At 43.0% G+C, this 23758-nt stretch carries 15 protein-coding genes; 10 read left to right on the top strand and 5 right to left on the bottom strand.

The window, feature by feature from the left end:
• Positions 1-496 precede the first annotated feature (496 nt).
• From BCU34_RS08155 to BCU34_RS08130, 6 genes are all read left to right on the top strand, one after another.
• Positions 497-2131, top strand: a complete 1635-nt coding sequence (locus tag BCU34_RS08155) for an ABC transporter substrate-binding protein (RefSeq protein ID WP_102432915.1) — start codon at positions 497-499, stop codon at positions 2129-2131.
• 55 nt (positions 2132-2186) lie between these two features.
• Positions 2187-3161: an ABC transporter permease gene (locus tag BCU34_RS08150; protein WP_017071753.1), complete on the top strand. Its 975-nt coding sequence runs from the start codon at positions 2187-2189 to the stop codon at positions 3159-3161.
• Between the two features lie 20 nt (positions 3162-3181).
• The gene (locus BCU34_RS08145; protein WP_375071302.1) at positions 3182-4159 is read left to right on the top strand and encodes an ABC transporter permease; all 978 of its coding nucleotides are present in this window, start codon (positions 3182-3184) and stop codon (positions 4157-4159) included.
• A complete protein-coding gene (locus BCU34_RS08140; RefSeq protein WP_048659634.1) occupies positions 4159-5112 on the top strand; it encodes an ABC transporter ATP-binding protein in 954 nt (317 codons plus the stop codon). The genes BCU34_RS08145 and BCU34_RS08140 overlap by 1 nt, the downstream gene beginning before the upstream one ends.
• A 10-nt stretch (positions 5113-5122) precedes the next feature.
• Positions 5123-6112 carry an ABC transporter ATP-binding protein gene (locus BCU34_RS08135; RefSeq protein ID WP_061018419.1) on the top strand — a complete coding sequence of 330 codons (990 nt, stop codon included), beginning with the start codon at positions 5123-5125 and terminating at the stop codon, positions 6110-6112.
• Between the two features lie 75 nt (positions 6113-6187).
• On the top strand, positions 6188-9631 hold the full coding sequence (locus BCU34_RS08130) for a hypothetical protein (protein WP_102479778.1): 3444 nt from the start codon (positions 6188-6190) through the stop codon (positions 9629-9631).
• Between the two features lie 90 nt (positions 9632-9721).
• Here BCU34_RS08130 and BCU34_RS08125 read toward each other — a convergent pair whose 3' ends face one another.
• On the bottom strand, positions 9722-10717 hold the full coding sequence (locus tag BCU34_RS08125; protein ID WP_102479779.1) for a LacI family DNA-binding transcriptional regulator: 996 nt from the start codon (positions 10715-10717) through the stop codon (positions 9722-9724).
• A gap of 547 nt (positions 10718-11264) precedes the next feature.
• On the opposite strand from BCU34_RS08125, the gene BCU34_RS08120 reads away from it, so the two are divergent.
• The 3 genes from BCU34_RS08120 (at position 11265) to BCU34_RS08110 (ending at position 16540) form a co-directional block, all read left to right on the top strand.
• Positions 11265-12863, top strand: a complete 1599-nt coding sequence (locus BCU34_RS08120) for a glycoside hydrolase family 16 protein (RefSeq protein WP_102479780.1) — start codon at positions 11265-11267, stop codon at positions 12861-12863.
• Positions 12864-13497: 634 nt separating this feature from the next.
• Positions 13498-14790, top strand: a complete 1293-nt coding sequence (gene ltrA, locus BCU34_RS08115) for a group II intron reverse transcriptase/maturase (protein ID WP_170961338.1) — start codon at positions 13498-13500, stop codon at positions 14788-14790.
• Between the two features lie 418 nt (positions 14791-15208).
• The gene (locus tag BCU34_RS08110; protein ID WP_102480522.1) at positions 15209-16540 is read left to right on the top strand and encodes a carbohydrate porin; all 1332 of its coding nucleotides are present in this window, start codon (positions 15209-15211) and stop codon (positions 16538-16540) included.
• 279 nt (positions 16541-16819) lie between these two features.
• On the opposite strand, the gene BCU34_RS08105 is transcribed toward BCU34_RS08110, so the two are convergent.
• Positions 16820-17698 carry a helix-turn-helix domain-containing protein gene (locus BCU34_RS08105; protein ID WP_102480523.1) on the bottom strand — a complete coding sequence of 293 codons (879 nt, stop codon included), beginning with the start codon at positions 17696-17698 and terminating at the stop codon, positions 16820-16822.
• A gap of 142 nt (positions 17699-17840) precedes the next feature.
• Here BCU34_RS08105 and BCU34_RS08100 point away from each other — a divergent pair, with 142 nt between their 5' ends.
• Positions 17841-20654, top strand: a complete 2814-nt coding sequence (locus BCU34_RS08100) for a glycoside hydrolase family 3 protein (protein ID WP_102480524.1) — start codon at positions 17841-17843, stop codon at positions 20652-20654.
• An 88-nt stretch (positions 20655-20742) separates the two neighbouring features.
• Here the strand turns inward: BCU34_RS08100 and BCU34_RS08095 are convergent, their stop codons facing one another.
• The 3 genes from BCU34_RS08095 to BCU34_RS08085 all read right to left on the bottom strand — a co-directional run bounded on the left by BCU34_RS08095 (position 20743) and on the right by BCU34_RS08085 (position 23708).
• Complete coding sequence (locus BCU34_RS08095; protein ID WP_061038885.1) at positions 20743-21648, bottom strand: MalM family protein; 906 nt, start codon at positions 21646-21648, stop codon at positions 20743-20745.
• Between the two features lie 176 nt (positions 21649-21824).
• Positions 21825-22562 carry a dienelactone hydrolase family protein gene (locus BCU34_RS08090; protein ID WP_102480525.1) on the bottom strand — a complete coding sequence of 246 codons (738 nt, stop codon included), beginning with the start codon at positions 22560-22562 and terminating at the stop codon, positions 21825-21827.
• A gap of 216 nt (positions 22563-22778) precedes the next feature.
• Positions 22779-23708 (bottom strand): pyridoxal-phosphate dependent enzyme, encoded by a 930-nt coding sequence (locus BCU34_RS08085; RefSeq protein ID WP_102480526.1) that lies wholly within the window; start codon positions 23706-23708, stop codon positions 22779-22781.
• Positions 23709-23758: the final 50 nt, after the last annotated feature.

The following is a 23758-nucleotide window of genomic DNA, read 5'->3' as shown; positions in this document are numbered from 1 at the left end:
GTCCTAAGGGGGAACTTACATTTTATGACTGGTATGCTGACATAGGTTTAGCGCTAAAGAAAGCGCTTTCTTTTGTTTTTGAGAGAATCATACATAGATACAGTCTATGTATGTTGAGAATCGCGACGGAAAGGCTATTTTAAAGAAAGCACATAAGTTCATTGATGGGTTAGAGGTTCGACGATTAGGAAAGACGATGGGGGCACTATTAGTGAATCTTAACTTATTGTTTTTAAATTATTTTTTGTGTTAGAGAACAATTAATGTGACGAATGGCACTGTTGTGTATTTCTATTCTCAATCTATTCTAAATTTGTGATCTATGGTTCGTTTCATCGAAATGTAAGTTGAAGAATCATTCTATCGGCTTATTATCCATCTAAAGAAAGCGGTTTCTTGATGCGAGTTGCCGATAGTGAATACGAAAACACCCCCTTTTTTTAAAGTTAAAAGAAAGCGCTTTCTTTCTGGTTATTATCATTAAAAGGACAACGTGATGCACAAAAAGACATTGATTGCTTCGCTCGCCATTGGAGCTTTATTCGGAGCCTCTGTACAAGCAGATGAAGTTAAGCAGGGTGGCACACTAACGGTGCCAATTATCAATACTGGCTTTGTTGAAAACTTTAACCCTTATACAACTAAAGACTTGCTGCATGGGGTAATGTTTGAGCCATTGGTCGTATTCAACAACATGACAGGTGATGTTGATTATCGCCTGGCTGAGTCGGTTGAGTATTCAACTGACCTGAAAACATTGACGCTTAAGTTACGAGAGAATTTGAAGTGGTCTGATGGTTCAAAGTTAACTGCAGACGACGTTGTTTTTAGCTTTATGTTGACTAAAGAGGCACCAGCTTTTGACCAGAAAGGTATTTGGTCTTCAGGTAATTTAAAAGAAATCAAATCTATTGACGCGCGAACCGTCTTGTTTGAGCTGACGGAAGCGGATTCTACATTTGCTTGGAACTTAGAGCGTTACCATATTGTACCAAAGCATATTTGGTCGAAAGTTGAAGAGCTGACAACGTTTACCAACCTTAACCCGGTAGGTAGTGGCCCAATGACGACGGTTAAATACATTAAACCGCAACAGATGGAGCTGTGCCGAAACCCAAATTACTATTTAGAAAATAGACCTTATTTAGATTGCATCAACTTCCGTTCTTACAATGACAACTCTCAGATCCAACCTGCCTTAATCAAAGGTGAGATTGATTGGGGTTCAAATTTTATTGCTGACGTTGAGTCAACATTTGTCGATATGGATAAAGAAAATAACCATTTTTGGTATCCAGCGAATGATGCGATCCACCTTTATGTAAATACCAAAGAAGCGCCATTTGATGACCTAAGAGTACGACAAGCACTTTCTATGGCTCTTGATCGTGAAACTATCGTTGATATTGCTGCCTACGGTTATCCGACTGCAAACTTCAATGCTGGTGGCATCGGTGAGCTATACGAAACGCACATTGATAAAAATGTATCTAAGAAATATGGCTATCTAACTAAGTACGATGTTGAAAGAGCAAACGCTTTACTTGATGAAGCTGGCTTAGTTGACAAAAACGGTGATGGATTCCGCGACAAAGCAAACGGGGAAACGGTTGAGTTTGATATCGAGGTTGTAAACGGTTGGACCGACTGGATCCAAGTGGTTCAGATGGTATCTGAATACTTTGAAGAAGTGGGTGTGAAAGCAAACGTTAAGACCGTGGATTGGGCGGTATATGACAGCAATTTGAAAGAAAGCAAATATACCATGTCAATTAACTGGTCAATGGTAGCGACAAATCCAATCTTGGCGTACCAAGAGTACTTCTCAACGTCTCGAATCGGAAAAACTTGGCATGCTGGTCACGGTGTTAATTCACCAGAAATCGACGCATTGATCGACAGCTTCGGCAAAATTGGTGATGCAGAGCAGCAAGAGAAAGTGTTGAGTGAACTTCAGGAGTTTACGGCTGAAAACCTTCCCTTTATCCCTCTATTTTCTAACCCAACTTGGTTCCAATACAGTACTAAACATATTGTTGGTTGGCCAAGTGAAAAAGACCCATACGTACAGCCAGTATGGTACGACGGTGGTAAGAGAGTAATAATTCTCAACAATCTACACCTTAAGTAAGTTATTTTTGAGAGGGCTACAGCTTAGGTTGTAGCCCCTAGGTTAAAAGATTTTTATGTCGTTTTTAATTCGCCGATTTGGCTTCTATTTTACCGCTTTCTTAATCGCTATCTCGTTTAATTTCATGTTGCCTCGCCTAATGCCAGGAGATCCTGTTGATGCTCTTTTCGCTGCAGCTCAAGGTCGAATGGATCCTGCTCAAATGGATGCTGTTCGTGAAATGTACGGTTTTGTTGATGGCAATGTTTTCGAACAATACTTCGCGTATATGAAAAGCGTATTCACTCTTGATCTGGGACCTTCAGTGCTTATGTTTCCTGTAAGTGTTTCAGATGTCCTTGCTATGGCACTGCCGTGGACTATGTTCCTAGCGCTTGGTTCGCTGATTGTTGCTCTTATCATTGGTGTCAGTATTGGTACGTATGCATCGTATCGACGTGAAGGGCTATTTGGACAAATTGTTCCGCCAGTTCTGGCATTTATTAGTAACTTCCCGTACATCGTGACCGCGTTACTGTTGTTCTATTTCTTCGGCCTAAAACTTGAACTATTGCCTCTGGCATACACCTATGACCCATCGCTAGAGCCAGGTTTTACATGGGAGTTTATTTCCAGTGTGGCTAAACACGCAGTGTTGCCTATGGGCTCGATGGTCTTAGTTGGGATCGCAACATGGGTCTTCAATATGCGTAATGCGATGATCAATGTGTTGGGTGAAGATTACGTAACGATGGCTGAGGCCAAAGGCTTGAGTAGTTATCGTGTTATGTCTCGCTATGCTGGTCGAAATGCCATCCTTCCTGTTGCGACCGCTATTGCAATGGCAATCGGATTCTCATTCGCAGGCTCCATCATGACCGAAGTGGTTTTTAACTACCAAGGCTTGGGGAACATCCTTCTTAAAGGCATAGTTGCTCGTGATTACCCACTTATCCAAGCCATTCTTCTTATTTTGGTGACAGCGGTACTGACCGCTAACTTTATTGCCGACCTCCTATATGTCTGGCTTGACCCTAGAATCTCGAATTGAGGCGCATGATGGATAATTTAATGGATACTCAAAAAACCGCTAACCAGCCTAATATGCCAGTACGTGAGCCAAAATGGTCGTGGAAAAACGTAAAGAAAACTCTCGGTAAAGCTTACGCATTTTTCTACGGTAACCCTCCGGCCATTATAGGTACTTTTTTACTTACGATTGTTTTAGCTGGGGCGTTATTTGCGCCTGTATTATCGACTCATAATCCAGAAAAGCGCGTTGCACGTCCACATATTGCACCAAGTTCTGAGCATATTATGGGCACTACTCGTAGCGGGCGTGATGTATATAGCCAGGTTCTATTTGGAGCAAGAAAGTCGCTTACTGTTGCGATCTCTGCGGGCGTAATCGCGATGACAATAGCAGTGCTCGTCGGGGTTTCATCTGGTTACTTTGGTGGAAAAGTCGATGAACGCTTGAACTTCGTTACTAACGTATTTCTTGTGTTTCCACAGTTGCCCTTGCTGATTGTTCTCGCCGCATTCTTAGGGCAGGTCGGTTCGCTGGTTATTACCGTGTTGTTAGGAATAACCTCCTGGCCTTGGGGAGCTAGGGTGATTCGTGCACAGACCATGGCAATTAGAAGCAAAGAATTCATCATTTCTGCAGAAGTTATGGGTGAATCAAAAATCCGTATTATTTTAGTAGAGATCTTACCAAACTTAGTTTCGATTGTTTTTGGCGGCTTTCTAGGCACGGTTATCTACGCAATGGGCTCTGAAGCTGGTCTAGGTATTTTAGGTTTAGGTGATGCAACAGAAGTGAGTTGGGGCTCTATGCTGTATTGGGCACAGACCTCTTCATCGTTATATACCGGTGCGTGGTGGGAAATGCTGGTTCCTGCATTGGCGTTAGCGATTACTGGTGGTGGACTCGCATTGATTAACATGTCCATTGACCAAGTGAGCAACCCTAAATTACGTACGGGCCCACACATCAAACTGTGGCACAAACTTAAAAAAGAAGCAGATAAACGCCGAGGCCTATAATGAGCAATCTATTAGAAATTAATAATCTGTGTGTTGATTACGTTTCTCCTAATGGCGTAGCAAGAGCCGTTAATGACGTTAGTATTTCCATTGCGCCCGGTGAAACGCTCGGTATTGCCGGTGAGTCTGGTTGCGGTAAAAGTACATTGGCTTTTGCTATATCACGCCTACACAAAGCACCAGCGCTTATCTCTGAGGGTGAAATACTCTACAAAGGGCAGGATGTTTTAAAGATGAATAACAAGCAGTTACGTGACTTCCGTTGGAATGACGTTTCTATTGTTTTTCAAAGCGCAATGAACTCACTTAACCCTGTCATTACCATCGGTGAGCAGCTAACGGACGTTATTCTAGCGCACAGAAAAATACCTTATAAACAGGCTCACGATCGTGCGGTCGAGCTGTTAGGAACGGTTGGGATTCATGGCGACAGAATGTCGAGCTTTCCCCATCAACTGAGTGGAGGTATGCGTCAGCGAGTTGTTATTGCGATTGCTTTGGCGCTGGAACCTAAACTGATCATCATGGACGAGCCAACAACGGCACTTGATGTAGTGGTTGAACGTGAAATCTTGAATGAACTGTATGAGCTTAAGAGTAAGTTTGGCTTCTCTATTCTGTTTATTAGTCACGACTTAAGCCTCATGGGCGAAATTGCTGATCGAATTGGCGTGATGTATGCGGGTAACCTTATTGAATTAGGTGATGCGAAAACGGTATTTAGTGAACCTAAGCACCCTTATACAAAAGGGCTTATCTCTTCATTCCCGACTATTCATGGGCCAAAGGAACGTCTCTACGGGATCCCTGGGAATCCTGTCAACCTTTTGGATACACCTCAAGGATGCAACTTCCAAGAGCGATGTGGCGAATGCATTTCAATGTGCATTAAAAGTGAGCCTCGTTTGGGCGCTATTGCGACTGGGCATCACGTATCTTGTCACCTAGTTTGAGCGAAAGATTATGAATACTTTAAAGAACGTTGATAAAAGCGAAGTTATCTTATCAGTTAAGAATTTGGTAAAAGATTTCCCACTTGGTCAGTCAGTCAAAAGCAATATGATGCGAGCCGTAAATGATGTTTCATTTGATCTTCGTAAAGGAGAAGCATTAGCGATTGTTGGCGAATCTGGCTCAGGGAAAAGCACAGGAGCTCGAATTCTTACCCGAATTTACGATAAGACGGCTGGAGATATCGAATTCAAAGGTGAGCCTCTGTCTGACTATATTGAAAAATATGGTGAGCTTGAATATGCACGCCAAGTGCAAATGATTTTTCAAGACCCGTTTGGCTCGTTGAATCCTGTACATACGATTTACCACCATATTGCGCGACCATTACTTATCCATAAACGAGCAGAAAAAGAAGCGATTCCGAACCTCGTTTATGAATTGCTTGAAATGGTTGGGCTTACACCAGTTAAAGAGACCGCAGAGAAGTACCCCCATGAACTAAGTGGTGGACAACGACAGCGTGTCGCAATTGCACGCGCAATTGCTGTTAGCCCTGAAGTTATCCTAGCTGATGAACCTATCTCTATGCTTGATGTGTCTGTGCGGTTAGGAATCTTAAACCTAATGGCTGACTTGAAGGATAAGCATGGTATTTCCTTCATGTACATCACTCATGACATTGCGACAGCGCGTTATTTTGCTGAGAAAACGGCGGTGATGTATGTAGGACATATGGTCGAATGGGGCAATAGCGACAACGTCACTCAGAACCCACAACATCCGTATTCTCAGCTGTTGTTGTCAGCAGTGCCAGAAGTCGGGAAATCGGGCAAGCGTGACATGAACGTGAAAAAAGGCGATATCCCTTCTTGGAAACCAAGTAGCGTGGGCTGCCCGTTCGCAAGCCGTTGTCTGAAAGCCGATAAACTTTGCACGCAATCAATACCAGAACCGACTCAAATTGCAGAAGAGCATTTTGCTCGTTGCCATCATTTGTAAACTTTAAATCCTTTTTTGAAACGCAAAAGAAAGCGCTTTCAAAGTTTAAGTGTAAGAATTTTTTGGAATTTTGATATGAAACAAGACTACAACTCAACACCAGAGGTCGATGGCAAGTTCGTTGATTTAGATAGTGAGCGTTACTACCAAATCTCTAATGTTGACCAAATGACGCCATTCTTTATTAGCGTTGTATCGTCGAGCGATCACTGGTTATTTATTTCATCAACAGGCAGCCTTTCAGCTGGACGCATTCGTCCGGAAAATGCGCTTTTTCCTTACAAGTCTGTTGACCATATTCATGAAAATGCGGAAAACACCGGCTCAAAATCCATCTTCCGTATTGAACATGGCGACAAGGTTGTACTTTGGGAACCGTTTAATACATTCCATGATGGTATTTTTGATGTTGAACGCAATCTTTATAAAAATACGATTGGAGACAAGATTGTATTTGAAGAGATAAACCATACTTTGCAACTACAGTTCCAATACAGCTGGAATACGAGTGAAAAATACGGCTTTATTCGTCGTTCAAAACTGACCAACCTCGCGAGCTTTGAGCGTAAAGTCGAAGCACTAGATGGCTTACAAAATATACTTCCTTCAGGCGCTCCGTTATCAGCTCTTCAAACAAGAAGTGCATTAGTTGATGCGTACAAGTGGAATGAACAAGTTGATGGTAGTTCATTAGCTCTGTTCAGCATGTACGCGAAATTGAGCGATAGAGCCGACCCTGCTGAATCTTTGCTAGCGACGACAGTCTTCAGCTTAGAAACGGAAAGCAGCCAAATTTTATTGACGAGTGCTCAAGTTAATGCGTTCAGAAAGGGTCGAACGGTTAAAAGTGAACCTTTAACGAAAGGGGTTAGAGGGAGCTATTTAGTTCATAAGTCTCTGACGCTGCGAGCACATCAAACCAAAGTTTGGTCGATTGTCGCTGATATAGACAAGACTCATTCCGATATCTGTCAGCTTCAATCTGAGCTCTCTGTTCCTGCTAACCTAGCACTAGCTTTAGAAAAGAGCGTTGCAGATAATCAAGATGAATTGATCACATTAATGTCTGGCGCGGATGCGTGGCAAATAACAGCTGAAGAAAATACCAGCGTTCACCATTATGCCAATGTGTTGTTCAATAACATGCGTGGTGGCGTGTTTGAAAACGGCTATATGTTAGAAAAGGTTGACGTAGTTAAAACTATGGAAAAGGCCAACTCTCAGGTAGCTGGCCGCCATCAAGACTTTTTTGATCAGTTAGGGGATGTTTTCAGCCATTCTGAATTAGTTTCGCGCGCTAAAGCGACAGAGGATTCTCAATTAGTTCGATTGAGCTACGAGTATCTACCGCTTACTTTTGGACGTCGTCATGGTGACCCTAGTCGCCCTTGGAACCACTATGAGATTAAGCTTAAAGATGAAAATGGCGAACGCTTACTTTCTTATCAAGGCAACTGGCGTGATATTTTCCAAAACTGGGAAGCGATGGCTCTTAGTTATCCAGGGTTCATCAAATCATTCATCTCTAAGTTTGTTAATGCTTCAACGGTGGATGGTTACAATCCGTATCGAATTACTAAAGATGGTGTAGATTGGGAGCTGTTAGAGGCGGATGATCCTTGGAGTAACATTGGTTACTGGGGCGATCATCAAATCATTTATCTATTAAAATTCCTTGAGTTGGCAGACAAATTTGAGCAAAGCGATCTTATCGAATTACTAGAGAGTGACATTTTTAGTTATGCCAACGTGCCTTACGAGCTTTGTGGAGTTCAAGGCCTCTTTGATAACCCTAAAGATACCGTAGAGTTCAACCAAGACTTGCAGGAATTGACAGAGCAACGTGTAAAGAGCTTAGGCAGTGACGGTCGCTTGTTGATGACGGGTGATCAAGAAGTTTATATGGTCAACTTAATGGAGAAGATACTCGTCCCTTTGTTGGCGAAATTGAGTAACTTAGTGCTTGATGGTGGTATTTGGCTCAATACACAACGTCCAGAATGGAATGATGCAAACAACGCTATCGTTGGCAACGGCCTCTCAATGGTAACCTTGTACTACATGCGTCGCTATGTTGCCTTTATGCAGCGCCTGTTAGAGAAGTCACCATCGTCATACAGTATTTCCAAAGAAGTGTTTGAGTGGATGTCTTCTGTTACACAGATCGTTTCAGAGGCAAATACAGAGATTCGTCAAGATACGGTCACTCGTCAAACTCGTAAAGCAATGCTGACTAAGCTGGCTAAATCCGCTGCTAATTATCGTGAGCGCGTGTACCGAGTAAATGGATTCTCAGGGAAAACGAAAGTTGAGAAAGAAGCGATTGTTCAATTGATGGGCACGAGCTTAAAAGTCCTAGATTCTACGATTGCAAACAACTTGCGTGAAGACGGTTTGTACAATGCGTATAACATCTTGAGTTGTTCTGGTGAGAGCTTAATGGTTGAAGAGCTTTACCCTATGCTAGAAGGGCAAGTTGCAGTATTGAGCTCGGGTCTATTATCACCTAAACAAGCGGTTGAGTTGTTGGATAAATTGTTTGCCAGTGACATGTATCGTGCTGATCAAAATAGCTTCATGCTTTACCCTGACCGTGAGCTGGCTTCTTTTATGGACAAAAACTATTTAGACGCTAAAGACATTGACCAGAGCAAATTGTTAAGCATGATGGTTGTTGCCAAAGATAACCGATTAGTAAACCAAGACAGCAAAGGTTCTTACCACTTCAATTCAAGCTTTGAAAACAAAGGTTTCCTTCAGGCTGCGATTGATGAAATTAAAGCCGGTTACCCGTCAATTAGTGATGATGAATTTTGTCATGTATCTAGTTTGTATGAGCGTGTATTCAACCATAAAGCCTTTACTGGGCGTTCGGGAACCATGTTTGGTTATGAAGGTTTAGGTTGTATCTATTGGCATATGGTTTCTAAGTTGCTGCTAGCTGTGCAAGAAAACTATCAGTATGCTTGGAGTATGGACTCTAATAGCCAGGAAACTCTTAAATTAGCGGATTACTATTACAAAGTGAGAGCTGGTATTGGTTTCAACAAAACGCCGGAAAACTACGGTGCGTTTCCGACGGATCCGTATTCTCATACGCCAAAGCACTCTGGAGCACAGCAGCCAGGGATGACAGGGCAAGTTAAGGAAGAAGTAATTACTCGTTTTGGAGAGCTAGGTCTAGAGGTCGTTGATGGCACAATTGTAATTAACCCTTCACTTCTTAGTCCTAAAGAGTTCTTACAAAAAGCGGCGACTTTTGACTGCCAAAATATTGAAGGACAAATGCAGAGCTTTATTGTTCAGGCTGGGCAACTGGCTTTTACTTACTGTCAGGTACCGTTTATTTACCAACTCAATGATGAGCCAACACAGGGTATTGAAGTTCAGTTTAAAGACGGAACAAGTGAGGCATTTGCATCGTTAACGCTAAACCATGAAATGGCTTCACAGCTCTTTTCTCGTAGTGGTCTTATTGAGAAAGTCGTTGTCGTGTTGTCAAAGCACCAGTTACTCTAATTCTAATTTAAAGTGAAATAAAAAGGCTCTAAGTGAATACTTAGAGCCTTTCTTTTAAGTGTAAAAAATGGGGTGCTTGATATACAAAAATCAAAGCTTAGCCACGGACTCTCTTACAATCAATGTCGGGGTTAGTTTGTGCTTCAATGGGTAGTCGCGTTTATTAATTAACGATAAAACACCTTTTGCAGCTTCTTCTCCCATCTCATGAACTGGAAAGTCGACCGTCGATAAGCGAGGACGAATATGCTGGCTATGAGTATCGTTATCGAAGCCTACGACTGAAAGGTCTCGCCCAATAATGAGGTTTCGCTCTGCTGCTACGTCATATACAGCAAGCGCGATATTGTCATTTTGACAGAAAATCGCGGTGATCTCAGGGTCTCGGTCTAACAAGCGTCGCGCAGCTTCGTGGTTGCCTTGATGATCAAAGCGTCCCTCTACAAACAGCCCTGCGTCGTATTCGATACCGAACTCTAACAAGGCATTTCGATACCCTTGAAAGCGATCTCTACTATCAACTTTACTCAACTGGCCTGTGATACAAGCGACTTTTTTATGGCCGTTCTCAAGTAAGTGCTTCGTTGCAAGGTAGCCACCAAGCTCATTATCAATGTAAATACAGCGATCAGAAATCTCAGGAATAAAACGGTTGAGAATAATCATTGTTTCACTGTCTTTCGCTATTTTGATCAGTTCGTCATCACTGAGCTTGTCTGAGTGAACAATGAGGCCATCCACAAGTTTAGATTGCAAAAACTGGATAGAATCGAGCTCTTTGGTTCGTGATTCCTGGCCACTTGTAACGATTAAGTGAATATTATTTTGGCGAACGGTATCTTCGGCTGTATGCATTAATGGTCCATAGAAAGGCCCATCAAGCGAACCAACTAGCATGCCAATGCTATTTGAACGACTGGAGGCTAGAGCTTGTGCAAACGCATTAGGCTTGTAGCCCAGTTGCTCAATAGCTTTGAATACTTTTTCGCGATTGGCTTCCTTTACCGTAGGGTGACCATTTAATGCTCGTGAGACAGTTGATTGAGAAACTTGAGCAAGTTCAGATACTTCTTTAATGGTGATCAATGGTAGTGGCCTTATCTCTACAAGGAGTGAACTAAGCTATATTACCTTCGTGATCAATAAGAGCCTAGCAATCCAATGATTAATATTTAAAAACTCTGAACTGCTTAACGCTAAATTTGAAGGTTAAGCATACAAAGTAAGGTCACGAATATTTCCATATACTCGTTCAAATATCAAGCAAGCGCTTTCTTTGCATTGTGATAAAAGTGAATCTGTTTTTCTGAGCTTCGTTGTAAGCTAGAAAAAATAGAAGCCTGAGAATAAAAGGGATTCTAGGGTGTTATGCAGATAATCAGGTCAAAAGATTCTTGAGAATCTACACAAACCACAACGAATTTTAGCAAAATGTGAAATCCAAAAAGAAAGCGCTTTCTTAAGGTGAGCGTTGTCTCTTTTTTGAACTATGCACTTTTATATACTCATTTTGAAACAGTCGTGCATGGCATATTGGGTCCATGCTCGCGGACTTATTCATTTATCGACTTTCTGTTATGGGCTCCGATATTACGTGTCGCCTGCTTAGAAAGTCGTGATACAAGGAGTTGTAATGCAAGATCTAACCAATCAGGTAAAGATATTAACGTCTTTTATTTCTGCCGCTTTGATGTCTGGCTGCACGGCGATAGAGCTGCCGGTATCCGAAAGTGCTGACTTAGCTCAAACTGAAAAAGCGATTGTGCTATCCCATGCTCCAGTTACTTTAAGTTCAGACTGGCAATTGGTGTGGGAAGACCAGTTTGAAGGCGAGCAAATAAATAAACGTAATTGGTCATTAGAAGTGAACTGTTGGGGAGGAGGGAACAATGAACAACAGTGCTACACGGATGATCCTAATAACGCATTTGTTAAAGATGGCTTTTTACACATTGTCGCGCTGAAGCAAAGTCATACTGGGCCTGACAATGCCGAAGGTACGATTGGCGGAGCAACTAAAACACTCCCTTATACTTCTGCGAGGCTAAGTACAAGAGACAAGCGTGACACCAAATATGGCCGTTATGAAATCAGAGCAAAGTTACCCGGTGGACAAGGTTCATGGCCCGCGATTTGGATGCTGCCAACCGACAATAAATATGGTACATGGGCTGCTTCTGGCGAAATTGATATTATGGAAGCGGTTAACCTAAACACACTTTCAGATGCGGCGGGAGCGAAAAATGATGCTCTAGAGAGCCGGGTCTACGGGACGTTACATTACGGACGAAATTGGCCAGACAATGTTTATAAAGGGCAAGCCGCGACATTGCCAAATGGTGTGAACCCTACTGAGGGCTTCCATACATACGCGATTGAGTGGGAAGAAGGTGAAATTCGTTGGTATGTAGACAATATTCATTACGCGACTCAAACTCAAGAGGGCTGGTACAACCAATATGAAGCGGAAGAAGGGAAACTCATTAATGCGAGTGGAGCAGCTCCGTTTGATGAAAAGTTTCATTTGTTATTGAACTTGGCCGTCGGTGGGGCGTGGTCAGCAAACGCAAATGATAAAGGCATCGACGAAGGTTTGTTTCCGAAAACAATGCTAGTTGATTCAGTAAAGGTTTACCGTTGTAAGGTTGATCGTTGGAAAGGAAAAGGGTGTGCAAGTCGTTCTGAACATGCAATACAAGTGATAGGGCACGAAGCTCCAGAGATCTTAGCAACCGATGATAGTTATGCTGATGGACCAACGTTGGAGATTTTTACCGAAACTCTTAACGCAAGCTTGGCTTATGCAAGTTATGACCCATTGGATATTGTTGACTATCAAGAAGTGACCGAACCAGATCGTGGAACAGTGCTACAAGTGAATAAGAATCAAGGATCAGGAAATATCTATTTTCGTTCTCCTGTAACAGATGTGACACATTGGCAAGAAACGGGTGAACTGGTCTTTGATTTGAAAGTTGAGAGCATGGCCGACGGGGTTGAACTATTGGTTAAGATGGACAGTGGCTGGCCGAAAACAAGTGACTATACCGTGCCGCTATCAGCAATCAATGAATGGAAGACGGTACGTATTCCAATCGCTGACATTTTAAAGAGAGACAACCGTTTTGCTGGTGGGAATCAAGCTGATCCAACAACGATCACTAACCTTTTAGTGTTTGAGCCTCAAAGAGAAATGAGTTTTAAATTAGACAATATTCGATTTGAAAAGTAAGCTTTTTAACAAAAGGGTTTGAATAAAATTCTGAATATAAAGGGAACATACGATGTATGTTCCCTTTTTTATTGTGCGCCGAGCATGGCGTTGATCTAGGAGGTGAAAGTCCTCTACGGGCTCAGTCGAGCGAGAACCGTTAGCCTATGCAAGGGTGTTCACCGTGAGGTGAAATCTGAAGGAAGCAAATGGCAAAACTTGGTTGTGACGAACAGAAATCTGATAGTAGGTCATTACAACTTGGGCAACCTAGCAATAGATAGAATAGCCCGATGCCTCGACGGGAAGTGTGTAGTGATAAATCAGGCACGGCCAAGGGAAAGAGCAACGTCTTACCTCGGGAGATCTTATTACTTGTCTCGATAGAGACTAATACAGCAGCGATGCGGTATGACGAGCAATAAGAAGTCAGCAGAAGGCATAGTACCTTAAGGAAGTACAACTTAAGGGAAGGCCCGAACTGAATATATCAAGAAGCAGTCACTAGACACTCAGTCATGTGGGGTCATAGCAAGATGAAAACCATCTCTACGTCCCAATGGGCGATACAGCAAGTAAAGCTCATGGTGATGAAGAATGACAAGCATGATTGGCGTAAACAGGAGGACGAGTCTTGGTGATCTCAACGTCGTTGATGGAGCAAATCTGCTCTTCAACCAACTTGAATCAAGCTCTACGAAGAGTGAAGAAGAACAAAGGATGTGCAGGTGTCGACAAACTCGACATAGATGCGACTATCTCAACACTTCGACAGGCTTCAAATGGGCAAGCGCTTCGCCAGAGTCTTCTGGAAGGAAGCTACCAACCTCAACCGGTACTTGGTGTAGAAATCCCTAAACCTAGTGGTGGCGTAAGGCAACTAGGTATCCCAACCGTGCTTGATAGAGTTGTCCAACAGGCAATGACCTCAGTACTGTCAGATATCTATGACCCCAAGTTCTCCAATAGCAGTTACGGATTTAGACCAAACCGCAGTGCGCACCATGCATTAACGGCAGCCAGTCATTACATCCGAGAAGGTCGAGGTTATGTTGTAGATATCGACCTAGCGAAATACTTCGACACAGTGAATCACGATAGACTGATGTACAGACTGTCACAGGACATCAGTGATAAACGAGTGTTGAAGCTCATCAGGTTATATCTACAGGCAGGCATAATGCGAAACGGGATGGTTGAACAGAGACAAAGAGGGACACCACAGGGTGGACCATTATCCCCGTTGCTATCCAATATCGTATTAGATGAACTGGATAAAGAGTTAGAGCGCAGAGGGCATAAGTTCTGTCGATATGCAGACGACTGCCAAATCTACGTTCATAGTGAAGAAGCCGCTTATCGAGTTAAAGAGTCGATAACGGAGTTCTTGGAGCAAAAGCTGAAGCTCACGGTAAATCGAGAGAAAAGTGGTGCGACAAGAGTGACAGAGCGGACTTACTTAAGCCACCGCTTCGGGATAGATGGAACAATCCATCTATCGAAGGCAGCACAAACTCAAATGAAGAAGCGAGTGCGGCAGATAACGAAGCGAAACCGAGGGCGAGAGTTGCAAGCAGTCATAGCGGAATTAACTCAATACCTAAGAGGTTGGCAACACTACTTCAAACTCGCCATAGGGAAAAGCAGCTTGCAGCGCTTAGACGAATGGATACGGCGACGGCTGCGATGTTACCGCTTAAAACAACGCAAACGCAGATACGGCATAGCGACATGGTTACAACAACAAGGTGTAACGGAGCGCAATGCGTGGAAGGTAGCGATGTCAGATAAAGGGTGGTGGCACTTGGCCTTAACGCCGCAGATAAATCACGCCATGCCAATAAAATGGTTCGAGGAGTTGGGCCTGTACTCATTGCGAGATGGGTATGAGTCACTGAAAATATATTCGGAACCGCCGTATGCGACCCACGCTTGTACGGTGGTGTGAGAGGACGGAGGCCGTGAGGCCTCCTCCTACTCGATTCGACGAGCATTCGAGGAAGATAATCGACGATGTATTCCGAAACAGGTTCTGAGTGATTGAACGGAGTAATTCGTCCTTAATATGTGAACAGTGATATTTTACTTGGTTCCATGATTGTTCAAACAAAATACTTAACATCTCTATTTTTGTGACTTATGCATAAGAAAGCGCTTTCTTTGGTGGGGTTGATCACGGTTTATATTCACAAGATCCATTTATACTCTTTCCATACCAACTGAGCGGTTAAAGCCAATAAGGTTAAGAGTGCATAGTGAATGTGGGCTTAGATTTGATCTTCTTTAAATCTGTTCGATTGGTTTTTTTAAGAAAAACAAAGAAAGCGCTTTCTTTTTGAAAGTATAATTTGGAACATGGAGTTATTATGAAACTTTCTAAGCTTACCCTTGCTTGTTTAGTCGCTACTGCTGGCTTGTCTACTGTACCTACTGCATATGCCGAAAAATCGGATGGATTTGAATTTCACGGCTATTTCCGTGCTGGTGTTCTATTCAGTGAAAATGACGATTTTAAACGTGCAAAGTTCCCAGCATCTAAAGAGCGTTTAGGTCGATTGGGTGTTGAGTCGGACAGCCACTTTGAAGTAGCACTGCAGAAAAATTTTGAGAATGACGGTGGTCAGAAAATTCGAATCAAAACACGAGCTGCAGCCAATAATGCGGAATATGCAACTAACCAACTTGGTGCCAATGCCGATGCAACCAACAGCGAAATTGGTATGGCAGAAACTTTTGTCGAGTTTGAAGGTGTATCTGAAACCGGTGTTGTATGGGGTGGTAAGCGCTTTTATGGTAAAGATAATTACATCTTTATGACCGACTTTTTCTACACGGATATGTCAGGTACTGGTGTTGGTATTGAAGGTGTTGAGCTAGGTGGCAATAAGTGGGACTTTGCTTATATTGCAAGCGATGACTCTGGCGATACAAGTTTCTGGGGTGACAGCAACAACATCATGCATGCACTTCATGCTGGCGTGAACTTTGGCAGTGTTGAGCTTCACGCTATGGCTAAGTATATGCCAGACAATATGGTCGATTTAGGTTTTGGTAATGGCCCAGAAGCATTCGCTGAGAATGGCTATGAAATGACGGCAATTGTTCACACTGAGTCTGTCTTTGGGTTGTCAGATAAAGGTTTTACAAAATACATCGCGCAGGCTGGTAAAGGCTTAGGTTCGGGTAACCTTTTAGGCGGTACTCTTACGACTTACAACACGTACAAGCCTGGTAGTGACTATCAAAGTTGGTTAACGACAGGCACGGGTTGTGGTACGTCTTGTTTGAAGGCTGTTGATGAAAACGATGTATCACTACGTGCTTTAGCATGGGGTGGGTACTTTTTTGAAAATGGTGTGAATATTTTCCACTCTCTTCAAACCCAGTACAACGATTTTGATAATGGTGACACAGACGGCTGGGCATCAGCAATGGTGCGACCAACGTTCCCAATTTCAGAAAACTTCTTTATCGCTACCGAAGCTGGTTATATGTACAACTACGAAGACCGTAATGGTGAGTCAAAGAATTCTTATGATTACAAGCTAACAGTAGCACCGACTCTAGTTGTGCACTCTGGCTTCGGTCCATCTCCAGAAATTCGCTTCATGGCATCTTACCTTGATGGTGAAATGCAAGACGGCACGGGTAAAGAGGGTGACTTTGTTGTAGGTATTCAAGCTGACATGTGGTGGTAGAATTTTTACCTTCGGGTCTTAAGTGATATCGAGCATACCGGGGGAGTGGTATGACGGCCTTGCCTTTAGGGCGGGCAAGGTTCTCGATATCCCTATTTATTGCAATAGTTGAGCTCTTTCCTAGCAGCACAAAGAGTTTCATTTTTATTGCTATGAGTCTTCCATATTTGAATTTCATTTCAAATGTGTTCTTGCCAAAGATACTCATCGACCGCTTCGAAAGAAGCGGTTTTTTTATGTGTGGTATATCTAATCTTTTAAGGCTTAAGGGGTAAAGGATTATGAGTTATGGCAAGCATGTTGATTTCTAAACTCTCGAGGGCTGCATCCATTTTGAAGTTTAAAGCACTTGGAAAAATAGTTGCTGTCAGAAAACCCACAAGACTCAGCGATATGCTGGATACTGTTGCTGTCGTTTAATAATAGCGTCGCCGAATGTCTAATTTGAAGGCCTTTGAGGTATTGATTTGGGGATGTATTTAAAAATTGCCTAAATAGCCTTTCTAGTTGTCGTTTACTAATATAAGCCGCTTGCGCGATAGCTTCTGTATCCAATCCCACGTCTTTGTAATGACGGTCAATATGTGCGAGAGCACGGCTCAATGCCAAGGTTGTTTTTGGTAAGCTATGGGTCTGTTCTTGATATCGCCGAGAAAGTTCTATCGCAAGTTGCTGCATTGTGCTCGTCAATATGATTTCAAACCCCTGTTCTGCGTTGTCGTATTCCGATTTGATTTGTTGTAGAAGTCCATTAATTCGTTTCAACTGAGAAAGTGATAACGTAAGCTTTGCTTGATATTCAGATGCTTGTCGAGCAATTGGTTCTACCTTGAAAAGCGCTTGATAGCCTGGCATTTGACGCATTGAAGGGACCTCAAAAAAAGGCAATGCCGTATCAAACATCAAGTTTACAATCTTCAGTTTATTTACTTCGCAAAATCCATGTTCAATATCCCCATTAATAACAAATACATCTCCTGTACTTAAAGGGTAGGTGTGGCTAGCTACCGTATGCTTTCCACTACCGCTCACAACTAAGAAAAGTTCAGAAAAGTCATGGCTATGTACGTCAAAGTCGAAATCGTGATGACCATCGACATAGGCAAATTTTATCTGAGGATATCTCTGATGACTTTGGAGTCTAAACTTGGTTTTCATGTCGCTATTTTACCTACTTCTGTCGCTTATTTGGTAGTTACACGCCGTAGTTAATATTACTATTTTTTGAACAAAGACAATATTAACTTTTAGAGCGAGAGGCAAAACTTTTGCTCTAAGTAAAAAAATAGTAGGACTCAAAATGAATACTGTGGAAACTCTCGAAGCACAGAAGCAGCTTGCACCCATAAGTCGACAAGCGGCTGCTGAGGGCATTGTGCTACTAAAAAATAGTGATTCAATATTGCCATTGCAGGCTAGTGATACGGTGTCTCTTTTTGGTCGCTGTCAGATTGATACCTACCGAAGTGGCACTGGATCTGGTGGAGCGGTGAATGTGCCTTATTCCGTAAATGCATTACAGGGCTTGTATGAAAATCCAAACATCAATCTTAATCTCAGTTTGGTGGAGGTATACCAACGTTGGATCAAGGACAACCCGTTCAATGACGGCGGTGGTGGTTGGGCAGCTGAACCTTGGTTTCAAGATGAAATGCCTCTTTCAACTTCTGTTGTGATGGATGCCGCCGCCAAATCTAACAAAGCTATTATCTTTATCGGTCGAACGGCGGGTGAGGATCAAGATAATGCACAGCAGCAAGGCAGTTACAATTTAACCGCGCTCGAAATGCAAATGTTGGAGAAAGTGACGGAACATTTTGATGATGTCATTGTGATACTGAACGTGACCAACATTATTGATATGTCATGGACAACTTCACTTAAAGGTGCTGCTGCGATTAAGGCTGTTCTGTATAGTTGGGCCGCAGGTATGGAAGGTGGGCATGCTCTTACGGATGTCTTATCTGGTGATGTTAGCCCAAGTGGCCGTTTGACCGACACGATTGCGCACTCTTTATCTGATTACCCTTCGAGCCCGAATTTTGGAAACAAAGACCGGAATTTATATCAAGAAGATATCTATGTCGGGTATCGGTATTTTGAAACTTTCAATCCTAAAGCTGTTCAATTTGAATTTGGTTTTGGGCTGTCCTACACCCGCTTTTCCAATAAATTAAATGCATTGACGATTCTTGGTTCCGGCTCTGAACAAGAGTTGGTCTTCGATATTGAAGTTAAAAACATAGGCGAGAAATACAGTGGTAAGGATGTGGTTCAACTGTATGTTGAATCGCCTCAAGGTCATCTTGGTAAACCAACACGAGCACTGATCGGGTTTGTGAAAACACCGACCTTGGGCCCGCAAGATACGGTGTGTTTGACTATTTCATGTCCTCTATCTTCCTTCGCATCATTTGATGACTCCGGTAAAACGGGACATCCAAATAGTTACGTACTTGAAGCTGGAGAATATCACTTTTATCTAGGAGGAAGTGTTCGCCAGGCAAAGCTTGTTAGTGAGAGCGTTAAAATAGAAGAGCTGTTGGTTGTTGAGCAATTAACGGAAGCACTTGCTCCTGTCACCGGATTTAGTAGGTTGATCCCAAAAGGCAACGAGGAAAATGGGGTTTACAGTTGTGACTATGAATCTGTACCACTACGAACTATAGATTTGAGTAAACGTATTCTGAGTGAGCTTCCAAGCTCTATTCCTCTTGGTGAAGATACGGGCATTCGTTTACTGGATGTTAAGCAGGGGCGAGCGAACATTGACGAATTTGTCTCGCAAATGAACGTAAAGCAGTTAGCGACAATTGTTCGTGGGGAAGGTATGTGCAGCCCTAAGGTGACGCCAGGTACTGCTGCTGCTTTTGGTGGTGTTTCGCCGAGCTTATTTGATTTAGGCATCCCTGTCGTTGCAGCTGCTGATGGTCCGTCTGGTATCCGAATGGACAGCGGACATAAAGCATCTCAAGTCCCAATTGGTACATTATTAGGCTGTACATGGAACCCGGAACTGAATGAGAAACTATTTCATTTAGTGGGGAAAGAGATGCAAGCCAATCATATTGATACGTTGCTTGGTCCTGGGATTAACATTCACCGCCACCCTTTGAATGGTCGAAATTTTGAGTATTTCTCAGAAGATCCATTTCTCTCAGGGGTAATGGCAGCATCTCAAACTCTTGGTCTTAAAGCTGCAGGAGTATCTGGCACAATCAAGCATTTGGTGGCGAATGATCAAGAAACGTCACGGTTTGATGTTGATAGTGTTGTATCTCAGAGAGCGCTTCGTGAGATTCATCTGAAGCCTTTTGAAATAGCGGTAAAACAAGGAGGAGCTTCGAGTGTTATGACCTCCTACAATCCTATTAATGGTCACTGGGCTGCATCCAATTACGACCTCAATACCACGATTCTTCGTGGGGAGTGGGGTTATAAGGGGATAGTGATGACGGATTGGTGGGCAAAAATGAATGACCCAATCAAAGGTGGTTCTGAAAGTCGAAGTTACACATCCTTTATGCTTCGCTCTCAAAATGATCTGTATATGGTTGTTGAGCATGATGGTGCTGAAAATAACGTGTCGAATGACGATACGTTACAGGCGCTTGAAAACGGAACGTTGAGCTTAGGGGAGTTGCAACGAAGCGCGATGAATATTTGTCGTTTTATTATGGACTCTCCAGCAATGGGTCGCCCATTAGTCGCTTTTGATCCAGTTAAGAGCTTTGAGGCGACCCAAAATTTTAATAAACAACAGAGTAAAACTGATGGAGACTTTTGCTCTCTGACGGCAGAGCAACATGCAATAGTATTACCACTTAATATCAGAGAAAACCGTAGCATTGTTTTGGAAGTTAAACAGGCTGGTGTGTATCGATGTGCAGGTATTGTTAACTATGATAGCGGCACTTTGGCTCAATCTGCGTGTAGTTTAAGTATCAATAACGTGTACGCGATGTCTCTATCAGTGAATGGTACTAATGGCGAGACAGTTTCAGTTGAGGGGCTCTCCGTTAAGCTTGATAAAGGCTTTTATTCTTTGGATATTGAATTCATCAAATTAGGCTTAGAATTGGAGCAATTAGAATTTTCGTTTATGCCTGAATAGGGCTGAGGGATAACAGTCGTTTATTTAACTCTCGTTGCTCAAAAAAGAGGTAAAGTGAGAGAAAATAAACGACTACTTTGAGGCTGAGTTATTGTGCTTTTTGATATTGCTTCATCGCGTCAACAAAGGAGTTTCGCATCCCTTCGATTCCTAATCGCTCAGATTCTTCAACGTAAGTCAGTGCTGCACTAAAATCTCCAGATGAAACCGAGTTTTCTATAAGAGTTTGATAAACCTCTTTCTTATTCAGTGTATTTTCCGTTAATAAATCTGATTGGGCTACGGTTGATTCTGGAATAATTTGTTGAACTCGCTTTTGACGGTTTTGTTCTTCAACAACGGTGGTTACCGCTGTGAATTTAAAATCAAAGGAGACTTTCCCGATTGCAGAATGAGGGATGGCGTAGTCCGTGTTATGAGCGATGTTTGCCTGGATATCACCAGAACGTATCGCCATATCACTTGGTTTTTCGACAGGAGTTGTTTCCGCGAGTGCTTCGCTGGTTGTGAATACGACCAAGTAAGCAGGAGCCTCGCCGTTTAAGTAACGTTCTTGCAGTTCGATTTGCGCGCCATATTGTGCACCATCAAGCAGGCTAAGTGGTTGGTACTTAATACTTTCATTGCCAATGACATCTAGCGGCTGGTAATTTTTGTCTAAGACTAAAAGTGACGGAACGAATGCTGAATAACTAGCATTTGAAGTCACTGAAAAACGAATAGCATCTAGTGTTGCAGGAAGCTTTAGCCCTCCAGCAAAGGATCGGCCCGATTTGAACTCGATCTTAGGGCTTGCTGTGGTGATCGAAACAGATGTTTCTTCTGGGTTCGTAACGCTTTGATATTGAATTGTACTCAGGTTTTCACAGCAGTTTTCGTTGTTCTGTAGTGACTCTAGCCCCGGAGAAGTTTTGTGGTAGCTAACCGGTGACTCTGTCACTGTTGAACAGGCGCTTAGTGCGAATACCGCTGGTAGAATTGCTAAATATTTCATAATTTCTCACAGTTAAAAAAGCATATCTGATTCAGAGTGCCTGATTGATAATAGAGATACACTACAAGAAAGCGCTTTCTTTATTGGTGACGAACACCAAATTTAAAGAAATACTCGCTAATAATTAGTACGAATTAGGTAACAGGCTGCCGTTGGGCTGTTACCTAGATTGAAAGTTAACGAGATACCGAACTTAACAACTGAGTAAAGCGTTGCCATGATTTTTGGTCAGCTTCATGTTGATAGTTATTCGATCCGAATACTGTGAAGGCGTGTGGCGCACCACTATAAGTGATCATCTCATGCGGAACTTTGGTTGATTCAAGTTGAGCGGCGAGGCTTCCAAAGTCGTGCATTGAAATCATGGCATCAGCCGTACCGTGGAACACGACTACGGGAGCTTTAGTCTGCGAGTAGTCTTGGCTTTTTGGTGTTGATAAACCGCCATGGAAGGTTACGTAAGCCTTCGAAGGAATTCCCGCACGAGCAGCTTCCAATACAGCAGCTCCACCAAAGCAGTATCCCATTATTACGTTGTTATCTAAGTTGCCGCCAAGTCTTTTCGCTTCCATGGCTCCTGCGTTGAGTAGCGCACGCATTTTCTCTCTGTCTTTGTACAGTTCACCTGTGTGTTGTTTTTTGTCTTTCACTTCGGTTGGGCGAATGCCTTTACCAAACAGGTCGATAGCGAACACGTTGTAACCGAGTTCGTTGAGCATCTCAGAACGCTTCTTTTCGTAATCGGTTAAGCCATCCCAATCGTGAATTAGCAGTACCAAAGGCGCTTGGTCACTGGCTTCACTCCAATAACCTTCGTAGTCCATCCCGTCGACTTGGTAAGTGACGTTTTCTCCAGAAATAGCTGAAAAGGGTAGTAAGATTGAAAACAGGCCGAGTGTAGTGAGTTTTCGCATGCGTTATTCCTTCAGAAGACAATGACGTTCCAATCGAAAGTATAGATAACGCGATGATTCTCGCCAGATTACTGTCTTTAATTTGAAGTGTAAGAGTAGAGGTAAAATATGAAAGTGAAACGCTAAAACAGCCATCACGATCAAGTGTGATGCTTGTATGACGGTGTTCTCAGATTACGGAAATTCGAATATCCAGAGCTCGGTGTGACGGGGCAATTACCAGGAAGCGTTAGTCGTGCTACGGCACATATCTGGATATTTTCGCTGATAGCGTGGCAGCATCGATTCGTTACCTAAGATACCGCCTTGGTGAATGTAGATAATGGTTTTGGTTGGGTTATCTTTCTGCCATTGTTCTAAGCATTGCCACATCAATGGGTCGTAAAGCAGGTCAAACTCGATGTCGGTTTGCTCTTGTAGATCCAACCAAGTTTGATAATCCTGTTGATACAATTTCCCAAAGTGGTGTTTGGTTTCGAGCGATAAGATCTGTGGATGTTCGGTTTCACCTAGCTCATTAAATTGCTGCGTTAAATAGTCGCTGCCCCCAACACAAGCACAGGTTAATACCGGGATGTTGTGCAGCTTTAAATGCTTATGAAGATAGAGAGCTGTGCTGCCTGTCCCTGCGGGCAGTGCGACCACAAAATCGTGTTGGTTTTCGAAGCGAGTCCAGCTCAGTATCTCCATTGCCAATTGCTTAACACCATACTCAACAAGCTGAGAACGTCCACCCTCTGGTAACACAATGCAGTGGGAGTCAGGCTGCCTTACTTGCTCAATATACTCTTTAGGATGAAGCTCAGAGCCTGTCTCTTTGACTGAAATCACCTTAGCGCCAAGGTCTACTGCACCACGGTAATTACCTATTGGGCGTTCTAGTAGCCACTCGGGAAGATGATCGACGTAGAACTCAAGCGTCCAACCTTTGATCTTTGCCAGTGCCGCGAGTGAGAACAGAGAGTTAGCCTGCGCAGAACCATAGCTGATCAAGGTTGTTGTCTCTGGGTGCTCGTCTTCCAGCAGCTTCATGAACTTGCGGGCTTTGTTACCGCAAAAGTGTGAGTGAAGTTGATCGTCACGCTTTAAGAAAAAGGCGTGGTCGTTAAATTGATGCTGAGTTACAGGGCTATTATTTAGTTTCATCGCACTTAAACAAAATGCTGACTAAAGAGCAAGCATTTTTAAATCAAATA

The sequence above is a fragment of the Vibrio sp. 10N.286.45.E10 genome (assembly GCF_002874195.2).
GTDB classification, from domain to species: Bacteria; Pseudomonadota; Gammaproteobacteria; order Enterobacterales; family Vibrionaceae; genus Vibrio; species Vibrio crassostreae.
The sequence above is the reverse complement of the archived record's forward strand: the minus strand, read 5'-3'. Positions and strand labels throughout refer to the sequence as shown.